The organism is Oryzisolibacter sp. LB2S, from assembly GCF_040732315.1.
In the GTDB taxonomy this organism is placed as follows: Bacteria; Pseudomonadota; Gammaproteobacteria; order Burkholderiales; family Burkholderiaceae_C; genus Alicycliphilus; species Alicycliphilus soli.
Window position 1 is genome coordinate 3,657,320 of sequence record NZ_CP160388.1, and the last position, 25,488, is coordinate 3,682,807.

The window sequence follows — 25,488 nt, forward strand, 5'->3', positions numbered from 1 at the left end:
GGCCATGCCTCCACGGCCGAGGCAAAGGCTAATATCACTACCCTATGGTTTCCGCGCCCCCTCCCGCACAACGCCGCCTGGCCCAGCTGGGCCGGCACCGCTTTGTGGACGGCCTGTGCGCCGGCCTGCCGGCGCTGGACAAGGCGGTGCATGAGTTTCTGTCCACACTCATGAACCAGACGGGGACGCAGCGCGAGATGCAGCGGCGCCGCGACGCCTGGATGGACTACCAGAAGCACCGCAAGGCCTGGGTCGAGCAGGTCGGGCGCGCCTGGCGCGAGGCCCTGCAGCCCCAGCCCATCAGCTCGGCCGTGCCGCTGGACGGCGGCCTCGAGCTCGTGGGCGACGATGTGGTCGAGAACAAGCTGCTCGCCTCGCGCATGGCGCTCACGGTGGCCGAGCATGTGGGCGCCAGCTTCGACGCCGTGCGCCAGCGCACCCAGCACCTGGAGGGCCAGGAGCTGCCCGGCCGCGACGTGCTGCGCGCGGAGACCCTGTGCCTGCGGATGATCGAGCCATGGCTCGATGTCGGCCTCAAGCGCGACGACATGCAGCTGGCCCTGGACCCGCTGCAGCGCCAGCTCGGCGACCTGGCGCTCGCGCAGTACGAGGCGCTGACCCAGCTCTACGACCAGCAGGGCGTGGCCACGGCCGAGGAACTGCGCACGCTGACGCGCCGCCCCGCGGGCATGGGGAGCAGCCGCTCCGGCGGCCTGGGCGCGGACAGCGGCGGCGCACGGCTGGGGCGCGACACGCCCTTCCCCGCCACGGTGATGGCGCCGCCCGGCGCCGTGCCGGCCGCCGGCGCGGGTGCGCGTGGCGGCTTTGCCGGCTTTCCCAACCCGCTGGCCTACGCGCGCCAGCGCGCCCAGGGCGTCATCGTGCAGCTGCGCCGCCTGCTGACGCAGCCGGACACGGACGGCGACGCGACCCAGCCGATGCCGGCCTCGCCGGTGCTCATGCACGCGCTGGCCGACGAGCGCGTGGTCGCCGACCTGTACTACAGCGGCATGGCCACCCTCGTGGAGGACTACAGCCCGCAGGCCGTGGTGCATGTGGCCCAGGTGGTGCGCGATCGCGCGACCGAGTTCAAGAAGAAGGCCAGCACGGCGAGCGAGAAGGCCATCATCGAGGTCGTGGCCCTGATGTTCCAGAGCATTCTGAGTGAGGACCGCATTCCGCCGGCCATGCGCGTGTGGTTTGCGCGCCTGCAGGTACCGGTGCTGCGCGTGGCGCTGGCCGAACCCGAGTTCTTCAACGATCTGGCCCACCCCGCGCGCCAGCTCATCGACCGCATGGGCAGCTGCGTGCTGGGCTTCGACGCCAGCGCCATCAGCGGCACGGCGCTCGAGTCCGAGGTGCGCCGCGTGGTGCAGGTCATCGAGCAGTACCCCGAGACCGGCAAGCGCGTGTTCGAGTTGGTGCTGGCCGAGTTCGAGAAATTCCTCGCGAAGTTCCTCACGGAGCGCCAGGGCACGGCCCGCATCGTGAGCGTGGCCCAGCAGGTCGAGCAGCGCGAGACGCTGACCGTGCAGTACACGATCGAGCTGCGCAAGCTGCTCAAGGACATGCCCATACGCGAGGAGATCCGCGAATTCCTCTTCAAGACCTGGGCCGAGGTGCTCGCCATCTCGGCCGTGCGCGACGGCCCGCAGCATGCAGACACCGCGGACTACAAGCGCGCCGCCGGGGATCTGGTGTGGGCCGCGAGCGCCAAGCCCAACCGCGCCGACCGTGCGCGCGTCATACAGCAGCTGCCCACGCTGCTGCAGCGCCTGCGCCAGGGCCTGACGCTGGCGGGCGTGGTCGGAGCGCCCCAGGACGCGCAGATCAAGCGGCTGACCGACACGCTGGCCGAGGCCTTCCTGTCCAAGACCGCCGCCATCCCCCAGGAGCATATCGACGCCCTGGCCCGGCGCCTGGCCAGCCTCGAGGATTTCATCAGCGACGACGCCCTCGGCGAGATCCCGCTGAGCGCCGACAACATCGAGCTGCTGCTGGGCATAGACGCCTCGGCCATCCATGTCATCGCCGACAACGAGGCGCCGGTGCAGGAGGAGATGGTGGCCTGGGCGCAGCAGCTGCCGCTGGGCGCCTGGTTCACGATTGACCACAACGGCGCCTCGGCGCGCGTGCAATATGTCTGGCACAGCGAGCGCAAGCAGCTGCACCTGTTTGCCGCCGCCGATGGCAGCAGCTACCTGCTGCAGCTCAGGCGCCTGGGGGTCTATCTGCAGTCCGGCCTGCTGGCGGCCCAGGAGGACGAAAGCCTCACGCTGCGCGCCACGCGCGACGCGCTCACCAAGCTCGACGCCAATCCCGAGCGTCTGTTCGAGTAGACACTACAAATTAGTGAGCTGTCAGCGCTGTGTGGACAAGCGCTGCGGCCGCTTTTCATTCATATTCATCGGCGCAGCGCAGCACCTGGCGCACCACGTCGGCGGCAAAGCCGCGCGCGGCCAGAAAGCGCATCTGGCGCGCGCGCTCCTGGGGCGTGGCGGCCGGCGCCGCAGCGCCGAAACGCTGGCGCCACACGGCCAGTGCGCGCTCGAGCTCGGTGTCCGCGAGCTGCGCCGCCGCGGCGCGCACCAGGTCCTCGTCGAGCCCCTTGCGGCGCAGTTCCTGCGCCACTCGCTGGGCGCCGAAGCGCGCCGCGCGGCGATGCACCACGGACTCGGCGACGCGCTCCTCGTTGATGAAGTTGCGCCGCTGCAGCTCGTCGAGCAGGGCCGCGAGGTCCTCGCCCTCCTGCACATGGCGCGCGAGCTTGGCCTCGAGCTCTGCGCGCGAATGCTCGCGCTGCGCGAGCAGGCGCAGCGCGCGGGCCTTGAGCGAGGGTTTGGCGAAGCCCATGGACGCTATCCGCAGCAGTGCGGCTGCAGGAGCCGTTGATCCGCGTGGCCGCCGGGCGCGGCGCCGACTGCCCCGGTCGTCCCCGCGAAGGCGGGGATCCACCACTGCGACGAGGCGACCACCTGTGGCGCGCATGGATCCCCGCCTTCGCGGGGATGACGCGGGGGGCGGGGATGGCGCGGGGGATTCTCAGCGCGAATCATCAAAAACAATAGCCTCCAGCGCTTAATGGATGAGCGCCGGAAGCCTTTTTTTGCAACGAAATCCAGACGTCGATCAGGCCTCGGCGGCCTTCTTGCCGCGGCCGGGCTTGTCCTCGGCCGCATCGCCCGCCGTGGCCACGGGCAGCAGGGCGATGCCCAGGCTCTCGCGCACCTTGTTCTCGATCTCGCGCGCCAGGTCGGGGTTCTCGCGCAGGAACTCGCGCGCGTTGTCGCGGCCCTGGCCTATCTTCTCGCCGTTGTAGGCATACCAGGCGCCGCTCTTTTCCAGGATGCGCGCGTTCACGCCCATGTCGATGATCTCGCCCTCGCGCGAGATGCCCTCGCCGAACAGGATGTCGAACTCGGCCGTCTTGAACGGCGGGCTGACCTTGTTCTTGACGACCTTGACCTTGGTCTCGTTGCCTATGGCCTCGTCACCCTTCTTGATGCTGCCCGTGCGGCGGATATCCAGGCGCACCGAGGCGTAGAACTTGAGCGCGTTGCCGCCCGTCGTGGTCTCGGGGCTGCCGAACATGACGCCGATCTTCATGCGGATCTGGTTGATGAAGATGACCGTGCAGTTGGTCTTCTTGATCGTGGCCGTGAGCTTGCGCAGCGCCTGGCTCATGAGGCGCGCCTGCAGGCCGGGCAGCTGGTCGCCCATCTCGCCCTCGATCTCGGCCTTCGGCACCAGGGCCGCGACCGAGTCCACGACGATCAGGTCCACGGCGCCCGAGCGCACCAGGGAGTCGACGATCTCCAGCGCCTGCTCGCCGGTGTCGGGCTGGCTGATGAGGATGTCGTTGAGATTCACGCCGAGCTTTTGCGCGTATTGGGTGTCGAGCGCATGCTCGGCGTCGATGAAGGCGCAGGTGCCGCCGAGCTTTTGCATCTCGGCAATGACCTGCAGCGTGAGCGTGGTCTTGCCCGAGGATTCCGGCCCGTAGATCTCGATCACGCGCCCGCGCGGCAGGCCACCCACGCCCAGGGCGATATCCAGGCCCAGCGAGCCGGTGGAGACCACCTGGATGTCCTCGATCTGCTCGCCCTCGCCCAGGCGCATGATGGTGCCCTTGCCGAACTGCTTCTCGATCTGGGCCAGCGCGGCCTGCAGGGCCTTGGCCTTTTCGCTCTGGTCGGCGGTCTTGACGGTGGTGTCCATGGAGTTGCTCCTCTTGGTGGCCATAGTGCTTTCGGTGGCAGACTGTTTTGATCAACAGTCTGTATGCGTGAACAGTAGTTTATGAGGCCGCCATTCTATCCGGAAGATATTTTTAGTCAGTTTGCCTGACAATATGCGCCCATGTTCAACCCGCTCCTCTCCCACGCCGACGATTGGCGCCAGACCCACCTGGGCCGCCTCATGGGCCATGCGCTGCGGCGCTTCGACGCGCGCGTGCTGCAGCTCATGGCGCGCGACGTGCAGGTGCCGCTGGCTCTGTCCAACCTGGCCGCGCGCGAGCAGGTGGGCGCGGCCCATATCCACATCACGCGCCATCTGTCGCTGCAGGGCGACCGCCTGACCGACCTGGCCGAGCGCGCCGGCATGACCAAGCAGGCCATGGCCAGCCTGGTGGACCAATGCGAGGCCTGGGGCCTGGTCACGCGCGAGGCCGACGCGCACGATGCGCGTGCGCGCCGCGTCTGCTTCACGCCCACGGGCCTGGCGTGGCTTGCGGCGTTCCGCGCGGCCGTGGCGCAGGCAGAAAGCGAGTTTCGCGCCGCGGTCGGCGAGGAGGTGGCCACCGTCGTGGCCCTGGGGCTCGAGGCCTATGCAAACGGCTGATCAACGCCCGCGGTCGACGGGGATGACAAGGCTCTCCTTGACCTCCTCCATCACCACATAGCTGTTGGACTGCGCGGGCACGGGCATCTGCTGCAGGATGGAACCGAGCAGGCTGCGGTATTCCGACATGCCGGCCAGGCGCGCCTTGACGAGGTAGTCGAAGCTGCCCGAGATCAAATGGCATTCGAGCACCTCGGGCATGTTCTGCAGCTCGTCGCGCACCTTCTTGAAGATCTGCTCGGACTTCTGCGCCAGCGTGATCTCCACGAACACCAGCAGGCTCTTGCCCAGCGCCGCGGGGTTCACGCGCGCGTGGTAGCCGGTGATCACGCCCTGGGCCTCCAGGCGCTTGACGCGCTGTGAGCAGGGCGAGGTGGACAGGCCCACGCGCTCGCCGAGTTCGGTCATGGTCAGGCGCCCATCCTGCTGCAACAGGGCCAGGATGCGCCGGTCTATGGCGTCGAGATCAGACATTGCTGAAAAGTAAGGGAAGGAGGGGCACAAACAGCAAACATTGCTGTAGTGCGACGATATTTCAGCAAAGTATGCGCGCGCAAATCCGTAAAGTCACGATCATTGATCGAACATCGGAGACAGACCATGAAAGTTGTAGTCCTGGGTGCCGGCGTGATCGGCGTGACCACCGCCTATTACCTCGCCCGCGCGGGTGCCGAGGTCACCGTGATCGACCGCCAGGACGGCCCGGCGCAGGACACGAGCTTTGCCAACGCCGGCCAGGTGTCGTTCGGCTACTCCACGCCCTGGGGCGCGCCCGGCATCCCGATGAAGGCCCTCAAGTGGATGTTCGAGAAGCACGCGCCGCTGTCCATCCGCCCCGACGGCAGCTTGTTCCAGCTGCGCTGGATGGCCCAGATGCTGCGCAACTGCTCGGCCGAGCGCTACGCCGTGAACAAGGAGCGCATGCTGCGCCTGGCCAACTACAGCCGCGAGTGCATACAGCAACTGCGCCGCGACACCGGCATCGCATACGAAGGGCGCCAGGCCGGCACGCTGCAGCTGTTTCGCTCGCAGAAGCAGGTGGACCAGGCCCAGCGCGACATCGCCGTGCTCGAGGAATGCGGCATCGCCTACGAGCTGCTCGACGCCCAGGGCGTGCGCCGGGCCGAGCCCGCGCTGGCGCGCGCGGATGCCACGATTGCCGGCGGCCTGCGCCTACCGCAGGACGAGACCGGCGACTGCTTCCAGTTCACCAACGCGCTGGCGCGCATGGCGCAGGCGCTGGGTGTGAAGTTCCGCTTTGGCACAGGCGTGGATGCACTGCTCTTCGACGGCCATGGCGCCGTGAACGGCGTGCAGCTGGCCACACCCGAGCGCGAGGTGGTCACGGCCGACCGCTATGTGCTGGCCATGGGCAGCTACTCGCGTGAACTGCTTTTGTCGAGCGGACTGGACATCCCCGTCTACCCGGTCAAGGGCTACTCGCTCACCATCCCCATCGAGGACGAGGCGCTGGCGCCCGTCTCCACCGTGCTCGACGAGACCTACAAGATCGCGCTCACGCGCTTTGACAAGCGCATCCGCGTGGGCGGCATGGCCGAGCTCTCTGGCTTCGACAAGACCCTGCGGCCCCAGCGCCGCGCCACGCTGGAGATGGTCACGCGCCAGCTCTTCCCCGGCGGCGACCTGGCACGTGCCGAATTCTGGACCGGCCTGCGCCCCATGACGCCCGACAGCACGCCCATCGTCGGCCGCACGCCGCACAAGAACCTGTACCTGAACACCGGCCACGGCACGCTGGGCTGGACCATGGCCTGCGGCTCGGGCCGGCTGCTGGCCGACATCCTCACCGGGCGCAAGACCGAGATCTCCACCGACGGCCTGTCCGTGGACCGCTACCTGGGCGGCGCGCCGGCCAAACCGCTGCGCCACGCCACCGGTCACGCCGCGTAGGCCGGCTTGGCACCGGGCTGCGCCCCTTGCCGCAGATCGGGGCGCACAAGGGTGCAGAACTCCTAGAATTCCGGCAGGTGCCCGCCCCCACGACAGGGACACCTGCGGAATCCAGGAGTAATACACCATGCGCATCCTCATCGCCGAAGACGACCAGGTGCTGGCCGACGGCCTGCTGCGCACCCTGCGCGCCTCGGGCGCCGTCGTCGACCATGTGGCCAGCGGCAGCGAGGCCGACACCGCCCTGCTCACGAACAACGAATTCGACCTCCTGATCCTGGACCTGGGCCTGCCCAAGCTGCATGGGCTGGAGGTCTTGAAGCGCCTGCGCGGGCGCGGATCGGCCTTGCCGGTGCTCATCCTCACGGCGGCCGACAGCATCGAGGAGCGCGTCAAGGGCCTGGACCTGGGCGCCGACGACTACATGGCCAAGCCCTTTGCGCTGTCGGAGCTCGAGGCGCGCGTGCGCGCCCTCACGCGCCGCGGCATGGGCGCCACGAGCGCCACCATCAAGCATGGCCCGCTGGTTTACGACCAGGCCGGGCGCGTGGCCACCATAGACGGCAAGATGGTCGAGCTGTCGGCGCGCGAGCTGGGCCTCTTGGAGGTGCTGCTGCAGCGCGCCGGCCGCCTGGTGAGCAAGGAGCAGCTCGTCGAGCGCCTGTGCGAATGGGGCGAGGAGGTGAGCAACAACGCCATCGAGGTCTACATCCACCGCCTGCGCAAGAAGATCGAGAAGGGCCCGATCCGCATTGCCACGGTGCGCGGCCTGGGCTACTGCCTGGAAAAAATCTCCGGCTGATGCTCTCTTGTTGATAGCTGTCGACGCTTTCCACAAGGGCGCCAGCGGCCTGAAACACCCAAAACCGTGAAACTCTTCCAGCGCGAGCAGCGCTCCCTTTTCGGCGAGATCCTGGACTGGATGCTCACCCCGCTGCTGCTGCTGTGGCCCGTGAGCCTGGCGCTGACCTGGCTCGTCGCCCAGGGCCTGGCGAACAAGCCGTTCGACCGCGCGCTCGAATACAACGCCCATGCGCTGGCCCAGCTCGTCACGGTGCAGGGAGGGCGCGTGGCGTTCAACCTGCCGCAACCCGCGAGCGAGATCCTGCGCGCCGACGAGTCCGACATCATCTATTACCAGGTGCTCGGCCCCAAGGGCGAATACCTCTCGGGCGAGCGCGACCTGCCCCTGCCGCCGCCGCCACCGCCCGACGAGCGCCCGTTCTCGGGCGAGGTCAGGCTGCGCGACACCGAGCTGCGCGGCATCGACATCCGCGTGGCCTACATCTGGGTGCGCGTGCCCCTGCCCGGCGCACCGGCGGCGCTGGTGCAGGTGGCGGAGACGCGCTCCAAGCGCAGCGTGCTGGCCACCGAGATCATCAAGGGCGTGATGCTGCCGCAGTTCGTCATCCTGCCGCTGGCCGTGCTGCTGGTGTGGCTGGCCCTGGTGCGCGGCATCAAGCCGCTGCACCAGCTCGAGGAGCGCATTCGCGCGCGCAAGAGCGACGACCTCTCGCCGCTGGACCACAAGGCCGTGCCCATGGAGGTGGCGCCGCTCGTCGACTCCGTCAACGACCTGCTGCAGCGCCTGCAGGAATCCATGGCCACGCAAAAGCGCTTCCTGGCCGACGCCGCGCACCAGCTCAAGACCCCGCTGGCCGGCCTGCGCATGCAGGCCGACCTGGCCCAGCGCGAGGGCACGAGCACCGAGGAGCTCAAACAGTCGCTCAAGCAGATCGGACGCTCCTCCATCCGCGCCACACACACGGTGAACCAGCTGCTGGCCCTGGCGCGCGCCGAAGGCGGCAGCACCGTGGTGCAGCGCCAGCGCGTGGACCTGGCGCGGCTCGTCATCGAGGTGGTGCAGGACAGCGTGCCGCGCGCCATGGACAAGCACATCGACCTGGGCTACGACGGCGCCGACCCCGGCACGCCCGGCGTGTGGATGGAGGGCAACCCCACACTGCTCAAGGAACTGGTGCGCAACCTGGTGGACAACGCCATCAACTACACGCCCGCGGGGGGCGGCCAGCCCGGCATGGTGACGGCGCGCGTGCTGCCCGACCGCTTTGCCCAGGTCGTGCTGCTGCAGGTCGAGGACACGGGCCCGGGCGTGCCCGAGGCCGAGCGCGAACTGGTCTTCCAGCCCTTCTACCGCGCCCTGGGCTCGGAGGCCGACGGTTCGGGCCTGGGCCTGCCCATCGTGCGCGAGATCGCGCGCCAGCATGGCGCCGACGTGCTGCTCGAGGACGTGCGCCCCGGAGCGCCCATGCCGGGCGCGCGCTTCAGCGTGCGCTTTGCCGCCAGCGCGGACGACTGAAGACGCCCATTCATCGCGGCCGTATGCCCTCCGCGGCATCAACCGGCCGTTTCAGCCTCCTGGGCGTGCCGCAGCCCGCCCTCGCGTTTCGCTCGCAGCGCCGCCTTCCTCAGGACGCCCGATGGCGGCGCACGGGCGGACCGTGCCTCGACCCGAGCCGTGGCCATGCACGCGACAGCCCACCGCAATCAACCCATAGACATCGGTAGAAAAAATCAATGCTTACCGACGACTGACATGGACAAACATTGATTAGTGTTAAATTTGTTTCTCGATGTGACGTGTATTCGCCGGCCGTACGGTGATCCATGGCTCTCGCCAGGGGCGCCCCCAGGGCTTCGAGGATGGCACCGACTGCCCGCGTCCGCGGCGTGGCGACACCGGCGGCATGACGCATTCGAGGGCTCGGGGTGCATCGCCCGGCGCTGCACATCACCGATGGGAAACGGCATTCACGAAGGAGTATCAAGCCATGCGTACTGACATGTTTCAGCAAGTACTTGAGGAGTTGAAAAGTTCGTCCGCAGACGTCGAGGCCTCGGCGCTGATATCCACCGACGGCCTGATGATCGCCTCGGCCCTGCCCCAGGGCATGGACGAGGACCGCGTCGGCGCCATGTCTGCCGCCCTGCTGTCCCTGGGCGACCGCGCCGCGCGCGAACTCGCCCGAGGCACGCTCGAACGCGTGCTGCTGCAGGGCGAGAAGGGCTACGTCATCATGAGCGCCTGCGGCAACGAGGCCGTGCTGACGGTTCTGGCCAAGCACAACGCCAAGCTCGGCCTGCTGTTCCTGGACATCAAGCGCGCCGCCGAGGCGCTGGCCAAGCTGATCTGAGGAGCCGACCATGGGCTTGACCGTACAACAGCCTGCGGCCGATGCGACACGCGCGCGGGAACACCGCTATCACGACGGGCGCACGGCCCTCCTGCATGTCAGCGAGCGCGAGCGTCCCTATCCCGCCGGTCGGCTGATCATCTCGCGCACCGACCTGGACGGCGTCATCACCCACTGCAACGACGCCTTCGTCGAGATCTCGGGATACGAGCGCGACGAGCTCATAGGCCAGCCGCAGTCCATCCTGCGCCACCCGGACATGCCCCGGGCGCCCTATGAAGATCTGTGGCGCACCCTGCGCGCCGGCAACAAGTGGCATGGCTACATCAAGAATCTGTGCAAGGACGGGTCGCACTACTGGGTCTACGCGACGGCCGTACCCAACAGGCGCAACGGCCAGGTGGTGGGCTATACGTCGGTGCGGCGCGAGCCCTCGCGCCGCAAGATCGGCGAGGCCGAGGCGCTGTACAAACAACTGCTGGCCAAGGAAGGAGGCGCGTCATGAGCCGATTGAACCTGTTGATCGCCCCCGACTTCGCACCCGAGCGCTTCGCCGGATGGCACATGCTCAACACCGTGCTGCAAAGGCGCACAGACCTCTCCATCCACCTGCTGACGCCCGCATCGGCCGCCGAGCAGGGCGAGCTCATCGCGCGGGGCGACGTGGATGTGGTCTACGCCAATCCATTCGATGCGGCCTCGATGATCCGCGAGTCGGGCTATGAGGCGATCGCGCGGCCGATCGGCCGGTCCAGCGAGATGGTGATCGCCGCGGCGGCCAGCTCCGGCAACGAGCACATCACCGACCTGAAGGCCGGCGCCAGGATCGCACTGACCGACAACAAGGACGTCAGACTCATCGGCCTGCGCCTGCTCGAACCTGCGGACCTGACCGAGGCAGACCTGCGCTGGGAACTGGTGGAGTCGTATCAGGCAGCCGCGCGCATGGCCATCAAGGGCGAGGTCGATGCCTGCTTCATGCTGGCGCAGGCATACCACTCGCTGTCCGGCCTGACCCGGGCACAGCTCAGGCCGCTGATCGAGAGCAAGCTCACGGACATCACGCATGTGATGCTGGTCCATGCGCGCCGCGCGGACGACGCCGCCAGGCTGCAGCAGGCCCTGGTCGGGCTCGCGGGCACTCCCGACGGGCAGCCCGTGCTCGAGGCCCTGGGCATGGACGACGGCTTTGCTGCCATGACGGCAGAGGACGGCGAGTTCATGCTCGATCTCATGGACACGCTGGTCGACTGACATGCAGATCACCCCATCGCTGCAGGCACGCGCGCGCCACAGGCAGGCCGGGCGCGGCGTGTTGCGAACCCCGGGCGACTGGGGCGCGCACGAGGCGCATGTCGCCACCGCCGGCGCGCTCGACGGCACGGAGCCCCTGCAGGGCGCCATCGTCGATTGCCTGCACGCCTGCGCCCCCGCGCCCGATCGCCTGGGCCGGCTGCTCGCGCAGCCGCTGGTGTCCGGGCGTCTGGCGCCGCCTGTGTTGCAGACCTTCGCCGCGCTGGCGCGCAGCGGCCGGCGCCTGCCGCGCATCACGCCGCTGGCCACGCGCTACTGCGTCCTGGCCTCGCCATCGCTGGATGTGCCCTCACGTGCCGTGCTGTGCGGCGTGGATGACTCGCGCGGCATCGCCCAGGCGGCCATACCACGGCTGCTGCAGGGCGACGCGGTGGCGGAGGAGGCCTTTCTGCGGCATTGCGAGGGCGCCCGCGACACGCTGGCCTTCATGCTGGCGCGCAGGGCCCTGACGCGCAGCGGACGCGTCCTGGCGCAGCGCTGGGACGCTGTCGCCATGTTGCTGGAGAAGGAGGTGTCGGCATGAGCGGCGTTCTGCTCGCAGGGCTGACCGACAGGGAAGCCGCCGCAACAGAGATATTGATCGGCATGCACTGGCGCAGGCAGCGGGTGGTGACGATCGCCCGGAACAACAGCCTGTCAGTCCCCGGACAAGGCAGCGATGCACGCGCATGCGGACATTGCGTCATCGACCTGTTCGGGCTGGGCATGCGCAGGCATTCGGCGGACAACGAGGCGCGGCTGCTCGCGTTCCTCGACGGGCGTCCGGCGGTACTGCTGATATGGGGTTCGGGCGGTGGCTGGCTGGAGTCGCCTCTGGCGCGCGGCGACGCACCGCGCCTTGCCTGGATCAACCTCCACTACACCAGCGCGCAGATGCTCGACGCGCTCAGGAGCATTGGCATGAACGAGCCAGCCAGCGAGCCACAGCCAGGCGCAGGACGCCCCGGTGCCGATCCGGCCTCGACCCAGGGGTCCCCCCCGACGCCCGCCCCGACCGCCGAGACACCGACCGAGCTGCCGGCCTGGCGCCGGGCACTGGCACTCGCGGAGCAGATCAAGAACGCCCACAGCGGCGCCCAGGCCACGCCGCGGCAGCCCTTGGTCTCCCCCGACCCCGCAGAGGCGGCCGACCACTCCGCCGCCTGGCGGCCCGAGGGATTGCGCACGCTCGTGGCGGCCATGCCGCAAGTGTGGCGATTGCCGGTGATGGAGCTGATGGTGCGCCTCGCCACGGCGGACGGTCTTCAGCTGCTGCGCGCGGGCGACGAGGCGATATGCGTGCTCGACCCACGCCAGGGATGGCTGGTGAGCGGCGTTTCGCTCGAGACCCTGGTCTCGCGGCTGCAGACGCCCGGCGTGAACGCCTGCGCCACACTCACCCCCATAGAGCCGGCGCAGCTCGAGGACGCACTGCACCAGATCGCCAGCGAGCCTCTGCACCGTCACTGGAATGCACTGGACCACGCGCTCTGGGAGCTCGCCGGTGACGCCCTGAAAGACCTGCGGCTCGAACCCCGGGGCGACCTGTCGCTGCGCCTGCGCCGCTTTCCCAACTTCACGCGGCTGTCACGCGTGGGCCCGCTGGACATCCAGCTCGCGACCATCTGCGCGCGCGCATCGCAGTCGCTGGCGGACCTCGTGCGCGCATTCCCCGGCAAGGCGCAGGAGGTGTATCGCTTCGCGCTGCTGACGAGCCTGTGCGGAGCAGCGGCCGTGCAGGGCGGCGGCGCGGACGCACGCAGGACCGGCTTGCCGATGGCACGACCGGCCGCGGCCCAACGCGGATTCTTCAAGTCACTTCTCGACAGGCTTTTCTGAGGAACAGGACTTCCATGGCAACCATTTCCAAGCTGGTGTTTGCCGGCCCCGTGGGGTCGGGCAAGACGACCGCCATTCAATCCCTGTCCGACATCGAGGTGGTCAGCACCGAGGCCAGGGCGAGCGACGATGTCAGGCGCATGAAGTCGTCCACGACCGTGGCCATGGACTACGGCCTGATGAAGCTCGCCAATGGCGATCAGGTGCGACTGTATGGAACGCCGGGCCAGAAGCGCTTTGATTTCATGTGGGACATCCTCACCGAGAACGCGCTCGGCCTCGTGCTCATGATCCGGGGCATCGCGGTCGACCCGGTGGCCGACCTGCGGCTCTATGTCAACGAGTTCCGCGACTTCATAGACCGCACGTCTCTGGTGGTGGGCATCACGCACACCGAAGGGGGTGGCTGGCAGACACACCAGTTGATCTGCGACGAGCTGGTGCGCATGGGGCTGCCGCCCTGCGCCATGGACACCGATGCGCGCAGCCGCACCGACATGTCCACGCTGATCAAGACCATGATCTACAGCCTCGACCCCTTCAGCGGCGCCGAACAATGCTGAGACCCTGTCCACGCCACGATCCGGCCCACCCTGTGCGCCGGCCCATGCCATGACCGACAGCGCCGGATCAGATCCGTATCTGATGCTCACGCCCGCCGGGGCACTGCACGCCTATGCCGACCGCGAGCCCGACGCGCTCTGCTCGGCCCTGCAGTCGCTCATGCCACGCGAAGCGGCATTGCGCCGCGGTGTGTGGCTGGCGCAGGATGAGGCGCGCGGGGAACTGCTGCGGCAGGCGCTCGACCAGGGCTGGGTGCATGAGGTGCAGCGCGAGCTGCGCGCACCCGATGTGCGCCTGGACAACTATCTGCCGCATGCGATCGCGGGACTGTCGGGCTCGCGCATGGCGGCCCTGGCCTCCGACGACGGCTTTTGCCTCGCAAGCGTGGGCTACGCCCAGGACGAGGCCGACACGCTGTGCGTCGCCGCGGCCGACTTCCTGGATTTCGTCAGGCGTCAGAAGCAGCGCGGTTTCCGTGGCACGGGCCGGGCGGTGTCGTTCCACGAGAGCATCGACATGCTGATGCCGACCACGACCTTCATGCTGTTCTGGGTGGACGGCACGGGTTACTGGCTCATCATCGGCGGCGAGCCCCTGCTCAACAACCGCGCGCTGGTGGAGCTGATCTGGGGCATACGCGCCGCCGGCGCAAAGTTCGCATCGCGGTAGCGGCCGCTCAACAGGGCCGCAGCGCCTTGCCCGCCAGGGCCGGGCGCAGCGCGGCCTCGGCCTCGGCGCGCTGCGCATCGCTCACGGCCGGCAGGCGCAGCAGGTAGGCCGGCGCGTCGCCACGCTCCTGCACCACGCGCGCCCTGCGCACGCCCTGCTCGCTCAGCTGGGCGAGGGCGCGCTGCGCGCCCTCGGCGGTGGAATAGCGCCCCAGCGACAGACCGGGCTCGAGCGCGGCTCCGGGCCTGTCGTAGTCGATCTTGAGTGCGCGCAGCTCGGCGCGCTTCCTGGCCACGGCCTCCTCGTCGGCAAAGCGGCCCAGATAGACCATCCAGCGGCCGGAGACCGGAATCGGATCGAGGCGCCAGCTGCCCGCAGGCAGCTGCGCCGCGGCCTGGCGCAGGGCCTCGGCCTGGCGCGCGTCGAAGGTGCCGGCCTGCAGGCAGACGGCGGACTGACCTGGCGCGCCGCCGGGCGCAGCCGCCCTTTCCCCGTTCGTCCCTTCCCCGTACGCCCTTTCCCCGGCCGGCCTGGCCGGGATGTTGTCCGGCTCGCCATCCTCGGCGGGCAGCAGGCGCAGGTTCTGCGGCTGGATCTGCTGCTCCAGGCGCTGCGGCTCGGACTGGCTCACGGGCCCCAGGCCCCAGCCCTGGAGCAGGCCATGGGCCCAGGCGTAGTAGCCGGCATTGGCCAGCAGCAGCAGAACGACGGCCAGGCGCAGCATCTCAGGCCTCCGCGGGGCGCACGCTGATCTCGGCGCTGGTGACGACCTGCATACCGCGCGCCGTGTGCACGAGCAGCGCACCGTCCTCGGCCACGCCATGGGCCGTGCCCTGGCTGCCGTCGCTCAGCGTCACGGCGCGGCCCGCGAGCAGGTCGCGCTGGGCAAACCGCGCCTGGAACGGCGCAAAGCCCGCCTCGGCAAAGCCGAGCAGGGTCTGCACCAGCGGCGCAGCGATGCGCTCGAGCGCCCGGGCCGCGGTGAGCGTGCCATCGACCTCGCGCAGACAGGCGGGCGGCGTGCGCAGCCCCTGGGCCAGCACGGGCAGCACGTTCAGGCCTATGCCTATGACCACATGGCGCGGCTCGCCCGCCACGCCGGACAGGCTGGCCGTCTCCACGAGGATGCCGCCGAGCTTGCGACCGTCCTGCAGCCACAGGTCGTTGGGCCATTTGAGCAGCACGCGCGGCTGGCCGCTGGCCGCCGCGGGCAGCTGCGGCTGCAGGCTCTCGGCCACGCTCACGCCCACGGCCAGCGACAGGCCCGACCAGTCGCGCGGCGCCAGCGGCAGGCCCAGCGAGAAGGTGAGCGCGGGCACCACGCCGGTGTCGCGGTAGATGGCCTCGCTGTGCCAGTCCCGGCCCAGGCGGCCGCGGCCCGCGGTCTGTGTCTCGGCGACGAGCAGCGTGGGCTCCTGGCGACCGGCACGCGCGCGGCGCATGAGCTCGCTGCTCGTGGAGTCGATGCTGGGCAGCACCTCGACGGTGAAGCCCGGCAGCAGCGGCGCCACGGCCTGCCAGATGGCCTCGGCGGGCCAGCGCGTGTGCAACGGGGTCATCGCGCCTTGCCTCCGTTCTTGCCCGTCTTTTTGCCCTTGTTCTTGCCGTCTGCCTTCCTGTCGCCCGCGGGCTGCGCCGGCAGGCCCGGCGGCGCCCAGCCGCGCTTGGGGGCGAGCAGCGTGCCGCGGCAGTTCTTGCTCCCGCACCAGCAGGGGTATTCGGCCTTGAGGCGCTTGGTGTAGCGCTCCTCGATGATCAGGCCGTAGTCGTAGTTGAGCTCCTCACCGGCGCGGATGTTGCGCAGCGCGGTGATGAAGATGCGACCATCACGCTCGTCGGCAAAGCAGTTCGGGTTGCAGCTGTGGTTGATCCAGCGCGAGGAGTTGCCGCCATGCTTGGCGTCGATCACGCGGTCTTCGTCCACATGGAAGTAGAAGGTGTGGTTGGGCTGTGCCGGGTCGTGCGGGTGCCTGTCCTGCGCCTCCTGCCAGCTGATGACCTCGCCGGTGTACTCGATGATGACCTCGCCCTCGGCGATGTCCTGCAGCGCGAACACCCCCTTGCCATGCACGCCCGAGCGCCGGGTCTGTATGCGCCGCCCTGCGGCTGGCATGGGGGCTGCGGTCGGAGACTTGCGGGACATGGGGGAAACTCTGCTACCTTGAATATGTGCACACATGCGCGTGCGCGCGTGGAGCGACGATTGTAGAAGCGCCGGCATGGCGCGATTTGGCCCGATAGACCCACACATGACCAAGACCCTGGTAATTGCAGAAAAACCCTCGGTGGCGCAGGACATCGTGCGCGCCCTCACGCCCGTGGCCGGCAAGTTCGACAAGCACGAGGATCATTTCGAGAACGAGCGCTATGTGGTCACCAGCGCCGTGGGCCACCTGGTGGAGATACAGGCGCCCGAGCAGTACGACGTCAAGCGCGGCAAGTGGAGCTTTGCCCACCTGCCGGTGATCCCGCCACATTTCGACCTGAAGCCCGTGGACAAGACCAAGAGCCGCCTGGCCGCTGTGGTCAAACAGGCCAAGCGCAAGGACGTGACGGAACTGGTCAACGCCTGTGACGCGGGGCGCGAGGGCGAGCTGATCTTCCGCCTCATCGAGCAGTACGCGGGCGGCGCCAAGGGCACGCTGGGCAAGCCCATCCGGCGCCTGTGGCTGCAGAGCATGACGCCCCAGGCGATTCGCGAGGGCTTCGAGAGCCTGCGCAGCGACGCGCAGATGCAGGGCCTGGCCAGCGCCGCGCGCAGCCGCTCCGAGGCCGACTGGCTGGTCGGCATCAACGGCACGCGCGCCATGACGGCCTTCAACTCCCAGGGCGGGGGCTTCTTCCTGACCACCGTGGGCCGGGTGCAGACGCCCACGCTGTCGCTCGTCGTCGAGCGCGAGGAAAAGATCCGCAAGTTCGTGAGCCGCGACTACTGGGAGATCCACGCGGGCTTTCAGGCCGAGGCCGGGCAATACCTGGGCAAATGGTTCGACCCACAGTGGAAGAAGAGCGACGACCCCGAGGCGCGCGCCGACCGCCTGTGGTCGCGCCAGGACGCCGAAGCAATAGCCCAGGCCGTGCGCGGCAAGGCCGCCACGGTCACCGAGGAATCCAAGCCCACGACCCAGGCATCGCCGCTGCTGTTCGACCTCACCAGCCTGCAGCGCGAGGCCAATGGCAAGTTCGGCTTCTCGGCCAAGACCACGCTGGCCCTGGCCCAGGCGCTGTATGAAAGGCACAAGGCCCTGACCTACCCGCGTACCGACTCGCGCGCCCTGCCCGAGGACTACCTGCCGGTGGCCAAGAACACCTTCGCCATGTTGGCCACGAGCGGCATGCGCCACCTCGCGCCCTACGCCCAGCAGGCGCTGGACGACGGCTATGTGCGGCCCTCCAGGCGCATCTTCGACAACGCCAAGGTGTCGGACCACTTCGCCATCATCCCCACCACGCAGGCGCCGCACGGCCTGTCCGAGGCCGAGCAAAAGCTCTACGACCTGGTGGTGCGCCGCTTCATGGCCGTGTTCTTCCCGAGCGCCGAATACCAGGTCACGACGCGCATCAGCCAGGTGCTGGGCCACCACTTCAAGACCGAGGGCAAGGTGCTGGTCAAGCCCGGCTGGCTCGCCATCTACGGCAAGGAGGCCGCGAGCGAGGTCGAGGGCGGCAAGGAGGGCGACAAGGGCCAGCCGCTGGTGCCCGTGCGGCCCGGCGAGATGACGCACACCGAATTCGCCGAGGCCAAGGGGCTCAAGACCAAACCGCCCGCGCGCTATTCCGAAGCCACGCTGCTGGGCGCCATGGAGAGCGCGGGCAAGCAGATCGACGACGAGGAACTGCGCAGCGCCATGCAGGAAAAGGGCCTGGGCACGCCGGCCACGCGCGCAGCCATCATCGAAGGGCTGCTGACCGAGAAATACATGCTGCGCGAGGGGCGCGAGCTCATCCCCACGGCCAAGGCCTTCCAGCTCATGACGCTCCTGCGCGGCCTGGAGGTGGACGAACTGTGCAAGGCCGAACTCACGGGCGAATGGGAGTACAAGCTCGCGCAGATGGAGCGCGGCGAGCTCTCGCGCGAGAGCTTCATGCAGCAGATCGCCGCCATGACCGAGCGCATGGTCAAAAAGGCCAAGGAATACGACCGCGACACCATCCCCGGCGACTACGCCGAGCTCGCCAGCCCCTGCCCCAACTGCGGCGGCGTGGTGCGTGAAAACTACCGCCGCTATGCCTGCGTGGGCAGGGACGGCGGCGAGGGCTGCGGCTTCTCGTTCGGCAAGTCGCCCGCGGGCCGCACCTTCGAGACGGCCGAGGCCGAGGAACTGCTGCGCGCGCGCAAGCTCGGCCCGCTCGAGGGCTTTCGCTCCAAGGCCGGCTGGCCGTTCACGGCCGAGGTCGCCATCGTGCAGGACGACGAGGCCCCGGGCCGCTACAAGCTTGAATTCGACTTCGGCGACGACAAAAACGCCGAGGAAACGGGCGAGCTGGTCGAATTCGCCGACGCCAGCCTGGGGCCGTGCCCCGCCTGCGGCAGCCCGGTGCACGAGCATGGCAGCAACTATGTCTGCAGCCGCGCCGTGCCCACGGCACAGCACCCCACGCCCACGTGCAGCTTCAAGAGCGGCAAGATCATCCTGCAGCAGCCCGTGGAGCGCGCGCAGATGCACAAGCTCCTCGAGACCGGCAGGACCGACCTGCTGGACAAGTTCATCTCCAACCGCACGCGCCGCGCCTTCAAGGCGCATCTGGTCTGGGACAAGGTGGCGGCCAAGGTGAACTTCGAGTTCGAGCAGCGCGAGGGCAAGTACCCGGCCCGCGCAGCATCAAAAACAGGAGCTGCTCGCGCAGCAGGGACGGGAGCTGGAGCCCAAAAATCCACTAAACCTGCAACCAAGAAGAGCGCCGCGGCCAAGACCCCGCGCAAGACCGGCACGACGGCCGGCAAGACCCCGAGCGCCGCACTGGCCGCCGTGATCGGCGCCGAACTCGTGGCCCGCCCCGAGGCCGTGAAGAAGATGTGGGACTACATCAAGGCCCACGGCCTGCAGGACCCGCAGGACAAGCGCACCATCGTCGCCGACGACAAGCTGCGCGCGGTGTTCGGCAAGGACCGCATCGGCATGTTCGAGCTGGCCGGCGTGCTCGGGCCACATCTGGCCTGAGGCAGGCTGCGCTGCCCGGCCTGGCCCCAGCGACCGGTCCGGCAGCGCCACGCACTACGATATGCGGGCCGCCACAGCCGTGGCGGTTCCATTCCACCACAGGAGACTTTTGCACATGTTCAGCCACGTCATGCTCGGCGCGAGCGATCTCGACAAATCCAGGCAGTTCTACGACGCCTTCCTCGGCAGCCTGGGCTGCAAGCCGGGCTTCACCGACCCGAAGAACCGCACCTTCTGGCGCCACGGCGGCAACACCTTCGCCATCTCCGCGCCGATCAATGGCGAACCGGCCAGCCACGGCAACGGCGCCACCACGGGTTTTGTGGCCGAGTCGCCCGAGCAGGCGAATGCCGCGCACGCCGCGGGCCTGGCCGCCGGCGGCGTGACCTGCGAAGACCCGCCCGGCTGGCGCGGCGAGGGCGCGGGCCGGATGTACCTGGCCTACCTGCGCGACCCCGCGGGCAACAAGCTGTGCGTGCTGCACCAGCCGGCCAAGGCGGGCTGAGGCCGCTGCCGCACCCCTGAACCACCCCCGAAGGAGGCTACGCCCATGGCATGGACCCACCCCATCACCGCGAAATGGCCCGCCCGGCACCCCGACCGGATCCAGCTGTATTCGCTGCCCACGCCCAATGGCGTCAAGGTGTCGATCGCGCTCGAGGAGCTGGGTCTGCCCTATGAGGCGCACAAGGTGAGCTTCGAGAGCAACGACCAGTTCTCGCCGGAGTTTCTCGCGCTCAATCCGAACAACAAGATCCCGGCCATCATCGACCCCGATGGCCCGGACGGCCAGCCGCTGGCGCTGTGGGAGTCCGGCGCCATCCTGGTCTACCTGGCCGAAAAAACCGGCCGGCTGCTGCCCCGGGATGCGGCCGCGCGCTACGAGACGCTGCAGTGGCTGATGTGGCAGATGGGCGGCCTGGGCCCGATGTTCGGGCAGCTCGGCTTCTTCCACAGGTTTGCCGGCAGGGACTATGAGGACAAGCGGCCGCGCGACCGCTACGTGGCAGAATCGCGGCGTCTGCTTGGCGTATTGGAGCAACGTCTGACGGAGCGCACATGGATCATGGGGCCCGACTACACCATCGCCGATGTCGCCGTCTTCCCCTGGGTGCGCAACCTCGTGGGGTTTTATGGTGCGGGCGACCTGGTGGGGTTTTCCGACTTCGTCCAGATCCAGCGCGCACTCGCCGCATTCGAGGGCCGAGCCCCCGTGCAGCGCGGCCTGCAGACCCCGACATAGAACACAGCCCGCTCCGCACGAGGATCACACCATGACTGCCCCAATTTCCGAAAAAAGAGGCATACCGCCTGCATATTTGATCCTCATCGCCATGCTGATCGGCATCGGCATCGGCTATTTCGTGTTCGTGCAGTTTCCCGACAAGCAGGCCGCCAAGGAGATCGCGGGCTACATCTCGATCGCCTCGGACGTGTTCCTGCGCCTGATCAAGATGCTGATCGGGCCGCTGGTGTTCTCCACCCTGGTCGTGGGCATTGCGCACATGGGCGACGCGGCCTCGGTGGGGCGCGTGTTCCTGAAGGCCATGCTGTGGTTCGTCACCGCGTCGCTCGTGTCGCTGGTGCTGGGCCTGGTGCTGGCCAACTGGCTGCAGCCCGGCCACAACCTGGGCCTGCCGCTGCCCGAGGTGGGCGCGGCGACCAACCTGGCCACGGCCAAGTTCACGCTCAAGGAATTCATCAACCACCTTGTCCCAAAGTCCTTTGCCGAGGCCATGGCGAACAACGAGATCCTGCAGATCGTGGTGTTCTCGATGTTCTTCGGCGTGGCCCTGGCGGCGCTCGGCGAGAAGGGCAAGACCCTGGTGCTGGTGGTCGAGGAGCTGGCCCATGTGATGCTCAAGATCACGGGCTATGTGATGAAGCTCGCGCCGCTGGCCGTGCTCTCGGCCATGGCGGCCACGGTGGCCGTGAACGGCCTGGGCATTCTGCTCAAGTTCGCCGTGTTCATGGGCGACTTCTACCTGGGCCTGTTCCTGCTCTGGGCGCTGCTCATCCTCGCGGGCTTCGTCTTCCTCGGGCCGCGCATCTTCAGGCTCATGGTGCTGATCAAGGAGGCCTTCATGCTGTCCTTTGCCACGGCCAGCTCCGAGGCGGCCTACCCCAAGATCCTGGACGCGCTCGACCGCTTCGGCGTCAAGCGCAAGATCTCGAGCTTCGTCATGCCCATGGGCTACTCGTTCAACCTGGACGGGTCCATGATGTACTGCACCTTCGCCACGCTGTTCATCGCCCAGGCCTATGACATCCACCTGTCCATGGCGACGCAGATCACCATGCTGCTCATCCTCATGCTCACCTCCAAGGGCATGGCCGGCGTGCCGCGCGCCTCGCTGGTGGTGATCGCCGCCACGCTGAACCAGTTCGACATTCCCGAGGCCGGCCTGCTCCTGATCCTGGGCGTGGACACCTTCCTCGACATGGGCCGCTCGGCCACCAACGCCGTGGGCAACTCGATTGCCAGCGCCGTCGTGGCCAAGTGGGAGGACCAGCTCCTGCCCCAGGACGAGGCCGACGCCCATGCGCGCCGCATGGACGAGGAGGCCGCCGCGCGCGCCCACCCGATTCCCGGACAGGATCTGGCATGAAAACCCTGCGCCGCCTGCTGTGCGCCCTGCCCCTGCTGGCGGCCCTGGCCGCGCAGGCGCAGGACATCGACAGCACCCCCGCCAACCCCGGGCCCCAGGCGCTCACGGGCACGCTGGCCAAGGTGCACGCGAGCGGCACCGTGGCACTGGCCTACCGCGGCAGCTCGGTGCCGTTCTCCTACCTCGACGCGCGCGGCCAGCCCATTGGCTACTCGATCGAGCTGTGCAAGTCCCTCGTGGGTGCGATGGAGACGGCCGTGCAGCGCCCGCTGCAGATCCGCTGGGTGCCCGTGACCTCGGCCACGCGCATGCAGGCCATCACCTCGGGCCAGGCCGACCTCGAATGCGGCTCCACCACGAGCAATCTGGAGCGGCAGAAGACCGTGGCCTTCTCGCCCACCATCTTCGTCGCGGGCACGCGCCTCTTGGTGCGCAAGGGCGGCGGCATACGCGACTGGCGTGACCTGGTGGACAAGAAGGTGGTCGTGACCGCTGGCACCACCAACGAGCCGGTGATGCGCAGCCTGTCGCAGCGCCTGAAGATCCCCATGGGCATCGTGGTCGCGCCCGACCATGCCCAGGCCTTCGCGCAGGTGGCGGACGGCGCAGCCGATGCCTTCGCCACCGATGACGTGCTGCTCTACGGCCTGCTCGCGCAGACCCCGGACGCGGCCGGGCGCCTGGCCGTGGTCGGCGAGCTGCTCTCCTACGAGCCCTACGCCATCATGTTCCGCCAAGGCGACCCGCAGCTGGCCAGGCTGGTCACGGACGCCATGCGCCGGCTGGCCCGCGACGGCGAGATCGACCGCCAGTACCGGCGCTGGTTCCTGCAGAAGCTGCCCGGCAGCGGCGAGCGCCTGGGCCTGCCCATGAGCGCCCAGCTCGAGGCCATCGTGCAAAGCCTGGCGGCGGCGCAGGTCGAGTAGCCATGGCCCACGCCGTCTCCCGCCTGCGCGCCGCACGCCTGGCGCGCAGCGCCAAGCCGTTTCTGGCGCGCGGCGGCTCGCGCCGCGCGCATTGCCCGGGCTGCCGGCTCGTGCCCAGCCACTGCATCTGCGCGCTGCGCCCGCACGTCGAGGCGCGCGCCGGCGTCTGCCTCCTGATGCACGACATCGAGCCACTCAAGCCCAGCAACACCGGCTGGCTGATCGCCGATTTGGTGGCCGACACCTATGCCTTCGGCTGGGCGCGCACCGAGGTCGACCCGGCCCTGCTGGCCCTGCTCGCCGACCCAGAGTGGCAGCCCTGTGTGGTGTTCCCGGGCGAGTTCGCCGCGCCCGAGCGCGTGGTGCAGCAAGTGGCGCCCACGGACCCTGGAACGGGCAAACGCCCGCTGTTTGTGCTGCTCGACGCCACCTGGCCCGAGGCGAGCAAGATGTTCCGCAAGAGCCCCTATCTGGCGCATCTGCCCGTGCTCAGCCTGCACAGCGACACGGCCTCGCGCTACCGGCTGCGCCGCTCCACGCGCGGCGACCATTTCTGCACCGCCGAGGTCGCGGCCCTGTGCCTGGCCCAGGCGGGTGACCTGCGCGCCGGCGCGCTGCTGCAGGCCTGGCTGGACCTGTTTTCCGAGCGCTACCTGCTGGCGCGCGAGCAGCGCCCCGTGGACCCGGCCAGCGCCGCTCTCCAGCGGCTGCGCGAGGCGGCGGCGCAGCCGTGAAGCTGCCGGCGCGCATGCCGGCACAATCGGGCCCATGCACCGCAGACGCTTTCTGAACAACGCCGGCACCGCGGCCCTGGCGCTGCTGGCCGGCTGCGCCAGCGCCGAGCCCGGCTACACCATCAGCCTGCAGCAGCTGCAGCAGGCCCTGGCCGAGCGCTTTCCGCGCAGCTACCCGCTCGCCGGCCTGCTGGACCTGGAACTGCAGACGCCACGCCTGACCCTGCTGCCCGAGAGCAACCGCCTCAACGCCGTGCTCGACCTCGCCGCCACCGGCCCGCTGCTGGCGCAGCGCCACGGCGGGCTGTTCGACGTGGACTTCGGCCTGCGCTACGAGCCCACGGACCGCAGCATCCGCGCGCACCAGCTGCATGTGAACGCGCTGCGCGTGGACGGCCTCAGGCCCCAGGCCGCCGCACTCCTGCAGCGCTACGGCCAGCAGCTTGCCGACCAGTCGCTGCGCGAGGTCGTGCTGCACCGGCTGCGCGACAAGGATCTGGCGTCCGTCCACGCGCTGGGGCTGCAGCCCGAGGCCATCAGCGTCACGCCACGCGGCCTGCTGCTGCGCTTTGGCGCAAGACCACTGCCCTGATTGCTTTTGAATTTATAGCTTTCAGCGCTTGATGGAAGGGCGTTGGAGCCCGTTTTGACTCATATTTCCTGCGCGGGCCATGTCCTACGCCACCATGGCGGACTAGCGGTTACAAACAAGGCATTGCCACCACCGCCCCGGCCAGACCATGCGCCAGCCCCTACCCTCCGCAGCCGCCGCACCCGACAGCCTGACCGCCGCCCCGCCGGAGCCGGTGGTGGTGATCACCGGCGCCTCCAGCGGCATAGGCCATGCGACGGCGCTGGCCTTTGCCGGGCGCGGCGCGCGCCTGGTGCTGGCCGCGCGCAATGCCGACACCCTGGCGCCCGTGGCCCTGGCCTGCCGCGCCGCGGGCGGCCAGGCCCTGGGCATACCCACGGACGTGACCGATGCCGATGCCGTGCTCGCGCTGGCCGACAAGGCCCAGCGCCACTTCGGGCGCATCGACATCTGGGTCAACGCCGTGGGCGTGGGTGCCGTGGGGCGCTTTGACGGCGTGCCGCTGGCGGCGCACCGGCGCGTGGTCGAGGCCAACCTGCTCGGCCACCTGCACGGCGCGCATGCGGCACTCACGCGCTTTCGCGCCCAGGGCAGCGGCCTGCTGGTGAACCTGATCTCGCTCGGCGGCTGGCTGCCCACGCCCTATGCCGCGGCCTATGCGGCGAGCAAGTTCGGGCTGCGCGGCCTCTCCGAGAGCCTGCGCGCCGAGGTCGCCGACCTGCCGCGCGTGCATATCTGCGACGTGGCGCCCACCGTGGTCGACACCCCGGGCATGTCCCATGGCGCCAACTACACGGGCCGGCGCCTGCGCGCGCCTCTGCCCATGGTCGATCCCCATGCCGTGGCCCAGGCCATCGTGGCCCTGGCCGACAGCCCCGAACCACGCGCCGTCACCTGGCTGGGCCTGGGTGCGCTGCCCGGCAGGCTCGCCCACGCGCTCGCACCCCAGGGCACGGCGCGCGCGCTGCGCTGGCTCAGCGACCAGGGGCTGCGCCGCGCGGCGCCCGCGCCCGTCTCCGAGGGCAATCTGTTCCGCCCGTCGCTGCACACGGCCATCGACGGCGGCCACCGCCGGCACATGAAGGGGTCGGCCGGCCTGGTGGCCCTGCTCGGCGCCCTGGGCCTGGCCGCGGGCTGGTGGCTCGGGCGGCGGCGCTGACGGTTACATGCTTTCGCCACCCTCCTACAGACA

At 69.1% G+C, this 25,488-nt stretch carries 26 protein-coding genes; 20 read left to right on the top strand and 6 right to left on the bottom strand.

Annotated elements, in window-relative coordinates:
• The first annotated feature begins 44 nt into the window (after positions 1-44).
• On the top strand, positions 45-2,339 hold the full coding sequence (locus ABUE11_RS17200) for a DUF1631 family protein (RefSeq protein ID WP_367066650.1): 2,295 nt from the start codon (positions 45-47) through the stop codon (positions 2,337-2,339).
• A gap of 55 nt (positions 2,340-2,394) precedes the next feature.
• Here the strand turns inward: ABUE11_RS17200 and recX are convergent, their stop codons facing one another.
• Positions 2,395-2,853: a recombination regulator RecX gene (recX, locus tag ABUE11_RS17205; protein ID WP_367066652.1), complete on the bottom strand. Its 459-nt coding sequence runs from the start codon at positions 2,851-2,853 to the stop codon at positions 2,395-2,397.
• Positions 2,854-3,129: 276 nt separating this feature from the next.
• Positions 3,130-4,218, bottom strand: a complete 1,089-nt coding sequence (gene recA, locus ABUE11_RS17210; RefSeq protein ID WP_367066654.1) for a recombinase RecA — start codon at positions 4,216-4,218, stop codon at positions 3,130-3,132.
• Between the two features lie 141 nt (positions 4,219-4,359).
• Here recA and ABUE11_RS17215 point away from each other — a divergent pair, with 141 nt between their 5' ends.
• Positions 4,360-4,842 carry a helix-turn-helix domain-containing protein gene (locus tag ABUE11_RS17215; RefSeq protein ID WP_367066655.1) on the top strand — a complete coding sequence of 161 codons (483 nt, stop codon included), beginning with the start codon at positions 4,360-4,362 and terminating at the stop codon, positions 4,840-4,842.
• Here ABUE11_RS17215 and ABUE11_RS17220 read toward each other — a convergent pair whose 3' ends face one another.
• The gene (locus tag ABUE11_RS17220) at positions 4,843-5,316 is read right to left on the bottom strand and encodes a winged helix-turn-helix transcriptional regulator (protein WP_367066656.1); all 474 of its coding nucleotides are present in this window, start codon (positions 5,314-5,316) and stop codon (positions 4,843-4,845) included. It abuts the gene before it with no gap.
• Positions 5,317-5,442: 126 nt separating this feature from the next.
• Here ABUE11_RS17220 and ABUE11_RS17225 point away from each other — a divergent pair, with 126 nt between their 5' ends.
• The 10 genes from ABUE11_RS17225 (at position 5,443) to ABUE11_RS17270 (ending at position 14,273) form a co-directional block, all read left to right on the top strand.
• Complete coding sequence (locus tag ABUE11_RS17225) at positions 5,443-6,753, top strand: D-amino acid dehydrogenase (protein ID WP_367066657.1); 1,311 nt, start codon at positions 5,443-5,445, stop codon at positions 6,751-6,753.
• A gap of 127 nt (positions 6,754-6,880) precedes the next feature.
• Positions 6,881-7,555: a response regulator transcription factor gene (locus tag ABUE11_RS17230; protein ID WP_367066658.1), complete on the top strand. Its 675-nt coding sequence runs from the start codon at positions 6,881-6,883 to the stop codon at positions 7,553-7,555.
• A gap of 66 nt (positions 7,556-7,621) precedes the next feature.
• A complete protein-coding gene (locus ABUE11_RS17235) occupies positions 7,622-9,073 on the top strand; it encodes a sensor histidine kinase N-terminal domain-containing protein (RefSeq protein ID WP_367066659.1) in 1,452 nt (483 codons plus the stop codon).
• Between the two features lie 472 nt (positions 9,074-9,545).
• Positions 9,546-9,908 (top strand): roadblock/LC7 domain-containing protein, encoded by a 363-nt coding sequence (locus tag ABUE11_RS17240; RefSeq protein WP_367066660.1) that lies wholly within the window; start codon positions 9,546-9,548, stop codon positions 9,906-9,908.
• A 10-nt stretch (positions 9,909-9,918) separates the two neighbouring features.
• Complete coding sequence (locus tag ABUE11_RS17245) at positions 9,919-10,413, top strand: PAS domain-containing protein (RefSeq protein WP_367066661.1); 495 nt, start codon at positions 9,919-9,921, stop codon at positions 10,411-10,413.
• Positions 10,410-11,162, top strand: coding sequence for a phosphate/phosphite/phosphonate ABC transporter substrate-binding protein (locus ABUE11_RS17250; protein ID WP_367066662.1), 753 nt, complete (start codon positions 10,410-10,412; stop codon positions 11,160-11,162). Before ABUE11_RS17245 ends, ABUE11_RS17250 begins: the two co-directional genes overlap by 4 nt.
• A gap of 1 nt (position 11,163) precedes the next feature.
• The gene (locus ABUE11_RS17255) at positions 11,164-11,745 is read left to right on the top strand and encodes a hypothetical protein (protein ID WP_367066664.1); all 582 of its coding nucleotides are present in this window, start codon (positions 11,164-11,166) and stop codon (positions 11,743-11,745) included.
• On the top strand, positions 11,742-13,040 hold the full coding sequence (locus tag ABUE11_RS17260) for a hypothetical protein (protein ID WP_367066666.1): 1,299 nt from the start codon (positions 11,742-11,744) through the stop codon (positions 13,038-13,040). The genes ABUE11_RS17255 and ABUE11_RS17260 overlap by 4 nt, the downstream gene beginning before the upstream one ends.
• Positions 13,041-13,054: 14 nt before the next feature.
• A complete protein-coding gene (locus ABUE11_RS17265) occupies positions 13,055-13,603 on the top strand; it encodes a GTP-binding protein (RefSeq protein WP_367066668.1) in 549 nt (182 codons plus the stop codon).
• A gap of 49 nt (positions 13,604-13,652) precedes the next feature.
• On the top strand, positions 13,653-14,273 hold the full coding sequence (locus tag ABUE11_RS17270; RefSeq protein ID WP_367066669.1) for a hypothetical protein: 621 nt from the start codon (positions 13,653-13,655) through the stop codon (positions 14,271-14,273).
• Between the two features lie 7 nt (positions 14,274-14,280).
• Here the strand turns inward: ABUE11_RS17270 and ABUE11_RS17275 are convergent, their stop codons facing one another.
• Genes ABUE11_RS17275 through ABUE11_RS17285 form a run of 3 tightly spaced genes read right to left on the bottom strand, consistent with a single transcriptional unit; the run spans position 14,281 to position 16,416 of the window.
• On the bottom strand, positions 14,281-14,997 hold the full coding sequence (locus ABUE11_RS17275) for an SPOR domain-containing protein (RefSeq protein WP_367066671.1): 717 nt from the start codon (positions 14,995-14,997) through the stop codon (positions 14,281-14,283).
• A 1-nt stretch (position 14,998) separates the two neighbouring features.
• Positions 14,999-15,832, bottom strand: a complete 834-nt coding sequence (locus tag ABUE11_RS17280) for a biotin--[acetyl-CoA-carboxylase] ligase (RefSeq protein WP_367066672.1) — start codon at positions 15,830-15,832, stop codon at positions 14,999-15,001.
• The gene (locus tag ABUE11_RS17285) at positions 15,829-16,416 is read right to left on the bottom strand and encodes an SET domain-containing protein-lysine N-methyltransferase (protein ID WP_367066673.1); all 588 of its coding nucleotides are present in this window, start codon (positions 16,414-16,416) and stop codon (positions 15,829-15,831) included. Before ABUE11_RS17285 ends, ABUE11_RS17280 begins: the two co-directional genes overlap by 4 nt.
• 106 nt (positions 16,417-16,522) lie before the next feature.
• On the opposite strand from ABUE11_RS17285, the gene ABUE11_RS17290 reads away from it, so the two are divergent.
• The 8 genes from ABUE11_RS17290 to ABUE11_RS17325 all read left to right on the top strand — a co-directional run bounded on the left by ABUE11_RS17290 (position 16,523) and on the right by ABUE11_RS17325 (position 25,455).
• Complete coding sequence (locus ABUE11_RS17290; protein WP_367066674.1) at positions 16,523-19,435, top strand: DNA topoisomerase III; 2,913 nt, start codon at positions 16,523-16,525, stop codon at positions 19,433-19,435.
• A gap of 115 nt (positions 19,436-19,550) precedes the next feature.
• Positions 19,551-19,940 carry a VOC family protein gene (locus ABUE11_RS17295; protein WP_367066675.1) on the top strand — a complete coding sequence of 130 codons (390 nt, stop codon included), beginning with the start codon at positions 19,551-19,553 and terminating at the stop codon, positions 19,938-19,940.
• A gap of 45 nt (positions 19,941-19,985) precedes the next feature.
• Entirely contained in the window at positions 19,986-20,678 is a 693-nt protein-coding gene (locus ABUE11_RS17300; protein WP_367066676.1) for a glutathione S-transferase N-terminal domain-containing protein, read from the top strand.
• 31 nt (positions 20,679-20,709) lie between these two features.
• Positions 20,710-22,044 carry a dicarboxylate/amino acid:cation symporter gene (locus ABUE11_RS17305; protein WP_367066677.1) on the top strand — a complete coding sequence of 445 codons (1,335 nt, stop codon included), beginning with the start codon at positions 20,710-20,712 and terminating at the stop codon, positions 22,042-22,044.
• Positions 22,041-22,970, top strand: a complete 930-nt coding sequence (locus ABUE11_RS17310; RefSeq protein ID WP_367066678.1) for an amino acid ABC transporter substrate-binding protein — start codon at positions 22,041-22,043, stop codon at positions 22,968-22,970. Before ABUE11_RS17305 ends, ABUE11_RS17310 begins: the two co-directional genes overlap by 4 nt.
• Positions 22,971-22,972: 2 nt before the next feature.
• Positions 22,973-23,704, top strand: coding sequence for a tRNA-uridine aminocarboxypropyltransferase (locus ABUE11_RS17315; protein ID WP_367066679.1), 732 nt, complete (start codon positions 22,973-22,975; stop codon positions 23,702-23,704).
• 34 nt (positions 23,705-23,738) lie between these two features.
• Positions 23,739-24,296: a DUF1439 domain-containing protein gene (locus tag ABUE11_RS17320; protein ID WP_367066680.1), complete on the top strand. Its 558-nt coding sequence runs from the start codon at positions 23,739-23,741 to the stop codon at positions 24,294-24,296.
• Positions 24,297-24,444: 148 nt separating this feature from the next.
• Positions 24,445-25,455, top strand: coding sequence for an SDR family oxidoreductase (locus ABUE11_RS17325; RefSeq protein ID WP_367066681.1), 1,011 nt, complete (start codon positions 24,445-24,447; stop codon positions 25,453-25,455).
• The last annotated feature ends 33 nt before the right edge of the window (positions 25,456-25,488 follow it).

Excerpts from the sequence above, each read along its gene's own strand:
- ABUE11_RS17200 (WP_367066650.1), top strand. The coding sequence starts at position 45 with ATGGTTTCCGCGCCCCCTCCCGCACAACGCCGCCTGGCCCAGCTGGGC.
- recX (WP_367066652.1), bottom strand. The coding sequence starts at position 2,853 with ATGGGCTTCGCCAAACCCTCGCTCAAGGCCCGCGCGCTGCGCCTGCTC.
- recA (WP_367066654.1), bottom strand. The coding sequence starts at position 4,218 with ATGGACACCACCGTCAAGACCGCCGACCAGAGCGAAAAGGCCAAGGCC.
- ABUE11_RS17215 (WP_367066655.1), top strand. The coding sequence starts at position 4,360 with ATGTTCAACCCGCTCCTCTCCCACGCCGACGATTGGCGCCAGACCCAC.
- ABUE11_RS17220 (WP_367066656.1), bottom strand. The coding sequence starts at position 5,316 with ATGTCTGATCTCGACGCCATAGACCGGCGCATCCTGGCCCTGTTGCAG.
- ABUE11_RS17225 (WP_367066657.1), top strand. The coding sequence starts at position 5,443 with ATGAAAGTTGTAGTCCTGGGTGCCGGCGTGATCGGCGTGACCACCGCC.
- ABUE11_RS17230 (WP_367066658.1), top strand. The coding sequence starts at position 6,881 with ATGCGCATCCTCATCGCCGAAGACGACCAGGTGCTGGCCGACGGCCTG.
- ABUE11_RS17240 (WP_367066660.1), top strand. The coding sequence starts at position 9,546 with ATGCGTACTGACATGTTTCAGCAAGTACTTGAGGAGTTGAAAAGTTCG.
- ABUE11_RS17245 (WP_367066661.1), top strand. The coding sequence starts at position 9,919 with ATGGGCTTGACCGTACAACAGCCTGCGGCCGATGCGACACGCGCGCGG.
- ABUE11_RS17250 (WP_367066662.1), top strand. The coding sequence starts at position 10,410 with ATGAGCCGATTGAACCTGTTGATCGCCCCCGACTTCGCACCCGAGCGC.
- ABUE11_RS17255 (WP_367066664.1), top strand. The coding sequence starts at position 11,164 with ATGCAGATCACCCCATCGCTGCAGGCACGCGCGCGCCACAGGCAGGCC.
- ABUE11_RS17260 (WP_367066666.1), top strand. The coding sequence starts at position 11,742 with ATGAGCGGCGTTCTGCTCGCAGGGCTGACCGACAGGGAAGCCGCCGCA.
- ABUE11_RS17265 (WP_367066668.1), top strand. The coding sequence starts at position 13,055 with ATGGCAACCATTTCCAAGCTGGTGTTTGCCGGCCCCGTGGGGTCGGGC.
- ABUE11_RS17270 (WP_367066669.1), top strand. The coding sequence starts at position 13,653 with ATGACCGACAGCGCCGGATCAGATCCGTATCTGATGCTCACGCCCGCC.
- ABUE11_RS17275 (WP_367066671.1), bottom strand. The coding sequence starts at position 14,997 with ATGCTGCGCCTGGCCGTCGTTCTGCTGCTGCTGGCCAATGCCGGCTAC.
- ABUE11_RS17280 (WP_367066672.1), bottom strand. The coding sequence starts at position 15,832 with ATGACCCCGTTGCACACGCGCTGGCCCGCCGAGGCCATCTGGCAGGCC.
- ABUE11_RS17285 (WP_367066673.1), bottom strand. The coding sequence starts at position 16,416 with ATGTCCCGCAAGTCTCCGACCGCAGCCCCCATGCCAGCCGCAGGGCGG.
- ABUE11_RS17290 (WP_367066674.1), top strand. The coding sequence starts at position 16,523 with ATGACCAAGACCCTGGTAATTGCAGAAAAACCCTCGGTGGCGCAGGAC.
- ABUE11_RS17295 (WP_367066675.1), top strand. The coding sequence starts at position 19,551 with ATGTTCAGCCACGTCATGCTCGGCGCGAGCGATCTCGACAAATCCAGG.
- ABUE11_RS17300 (WP_367066676.1), top strand. The coding sequence starts at position 19,986 with ATGGCATGGACCCACCCCATCACCGCGAAATGGCCCGCCCGGCACCCC.
- ABUE11_RS17305 (WP_367066677.1), top strand. The coding sequence starts at position 20,710 with ATGACTGCCCCAATTTCCGAAAAAAGAGGCATACCGCCTGCATATTTG.
- ABUE11_RS17310 (WP_367066678.1), top strand. The coding sequence starts at position 22,041 with ATGAAAACCCTGCGCCGCCTGCTGTGCGCCCTGCCCCTGCTGGCGGCC.
- ABUE11_RS17315 (WP_367066679.1), top strand. The coding sequence starts at position 22,973 with ATGGCCCACGCCGTCTCCCGCCTGCGCGCCGCACGCCTGGCGCGCAGC.
- ABUE11_RS17320 (WP_367066680.1), top strand. The coding sequence starts at position 23,739 with ATGCACCGCAGACGCTTTCTGAACAACGCCGGCACCGCGGCCCTGGCG.
- ABUE11_RS17325 (WP_367066681.1), top strand. The coding sequence starts at position 24,445 with ATGCGCCAGCCCCTACCCTCCGCAGCCGCCGCACCCGACAGCCTGACC.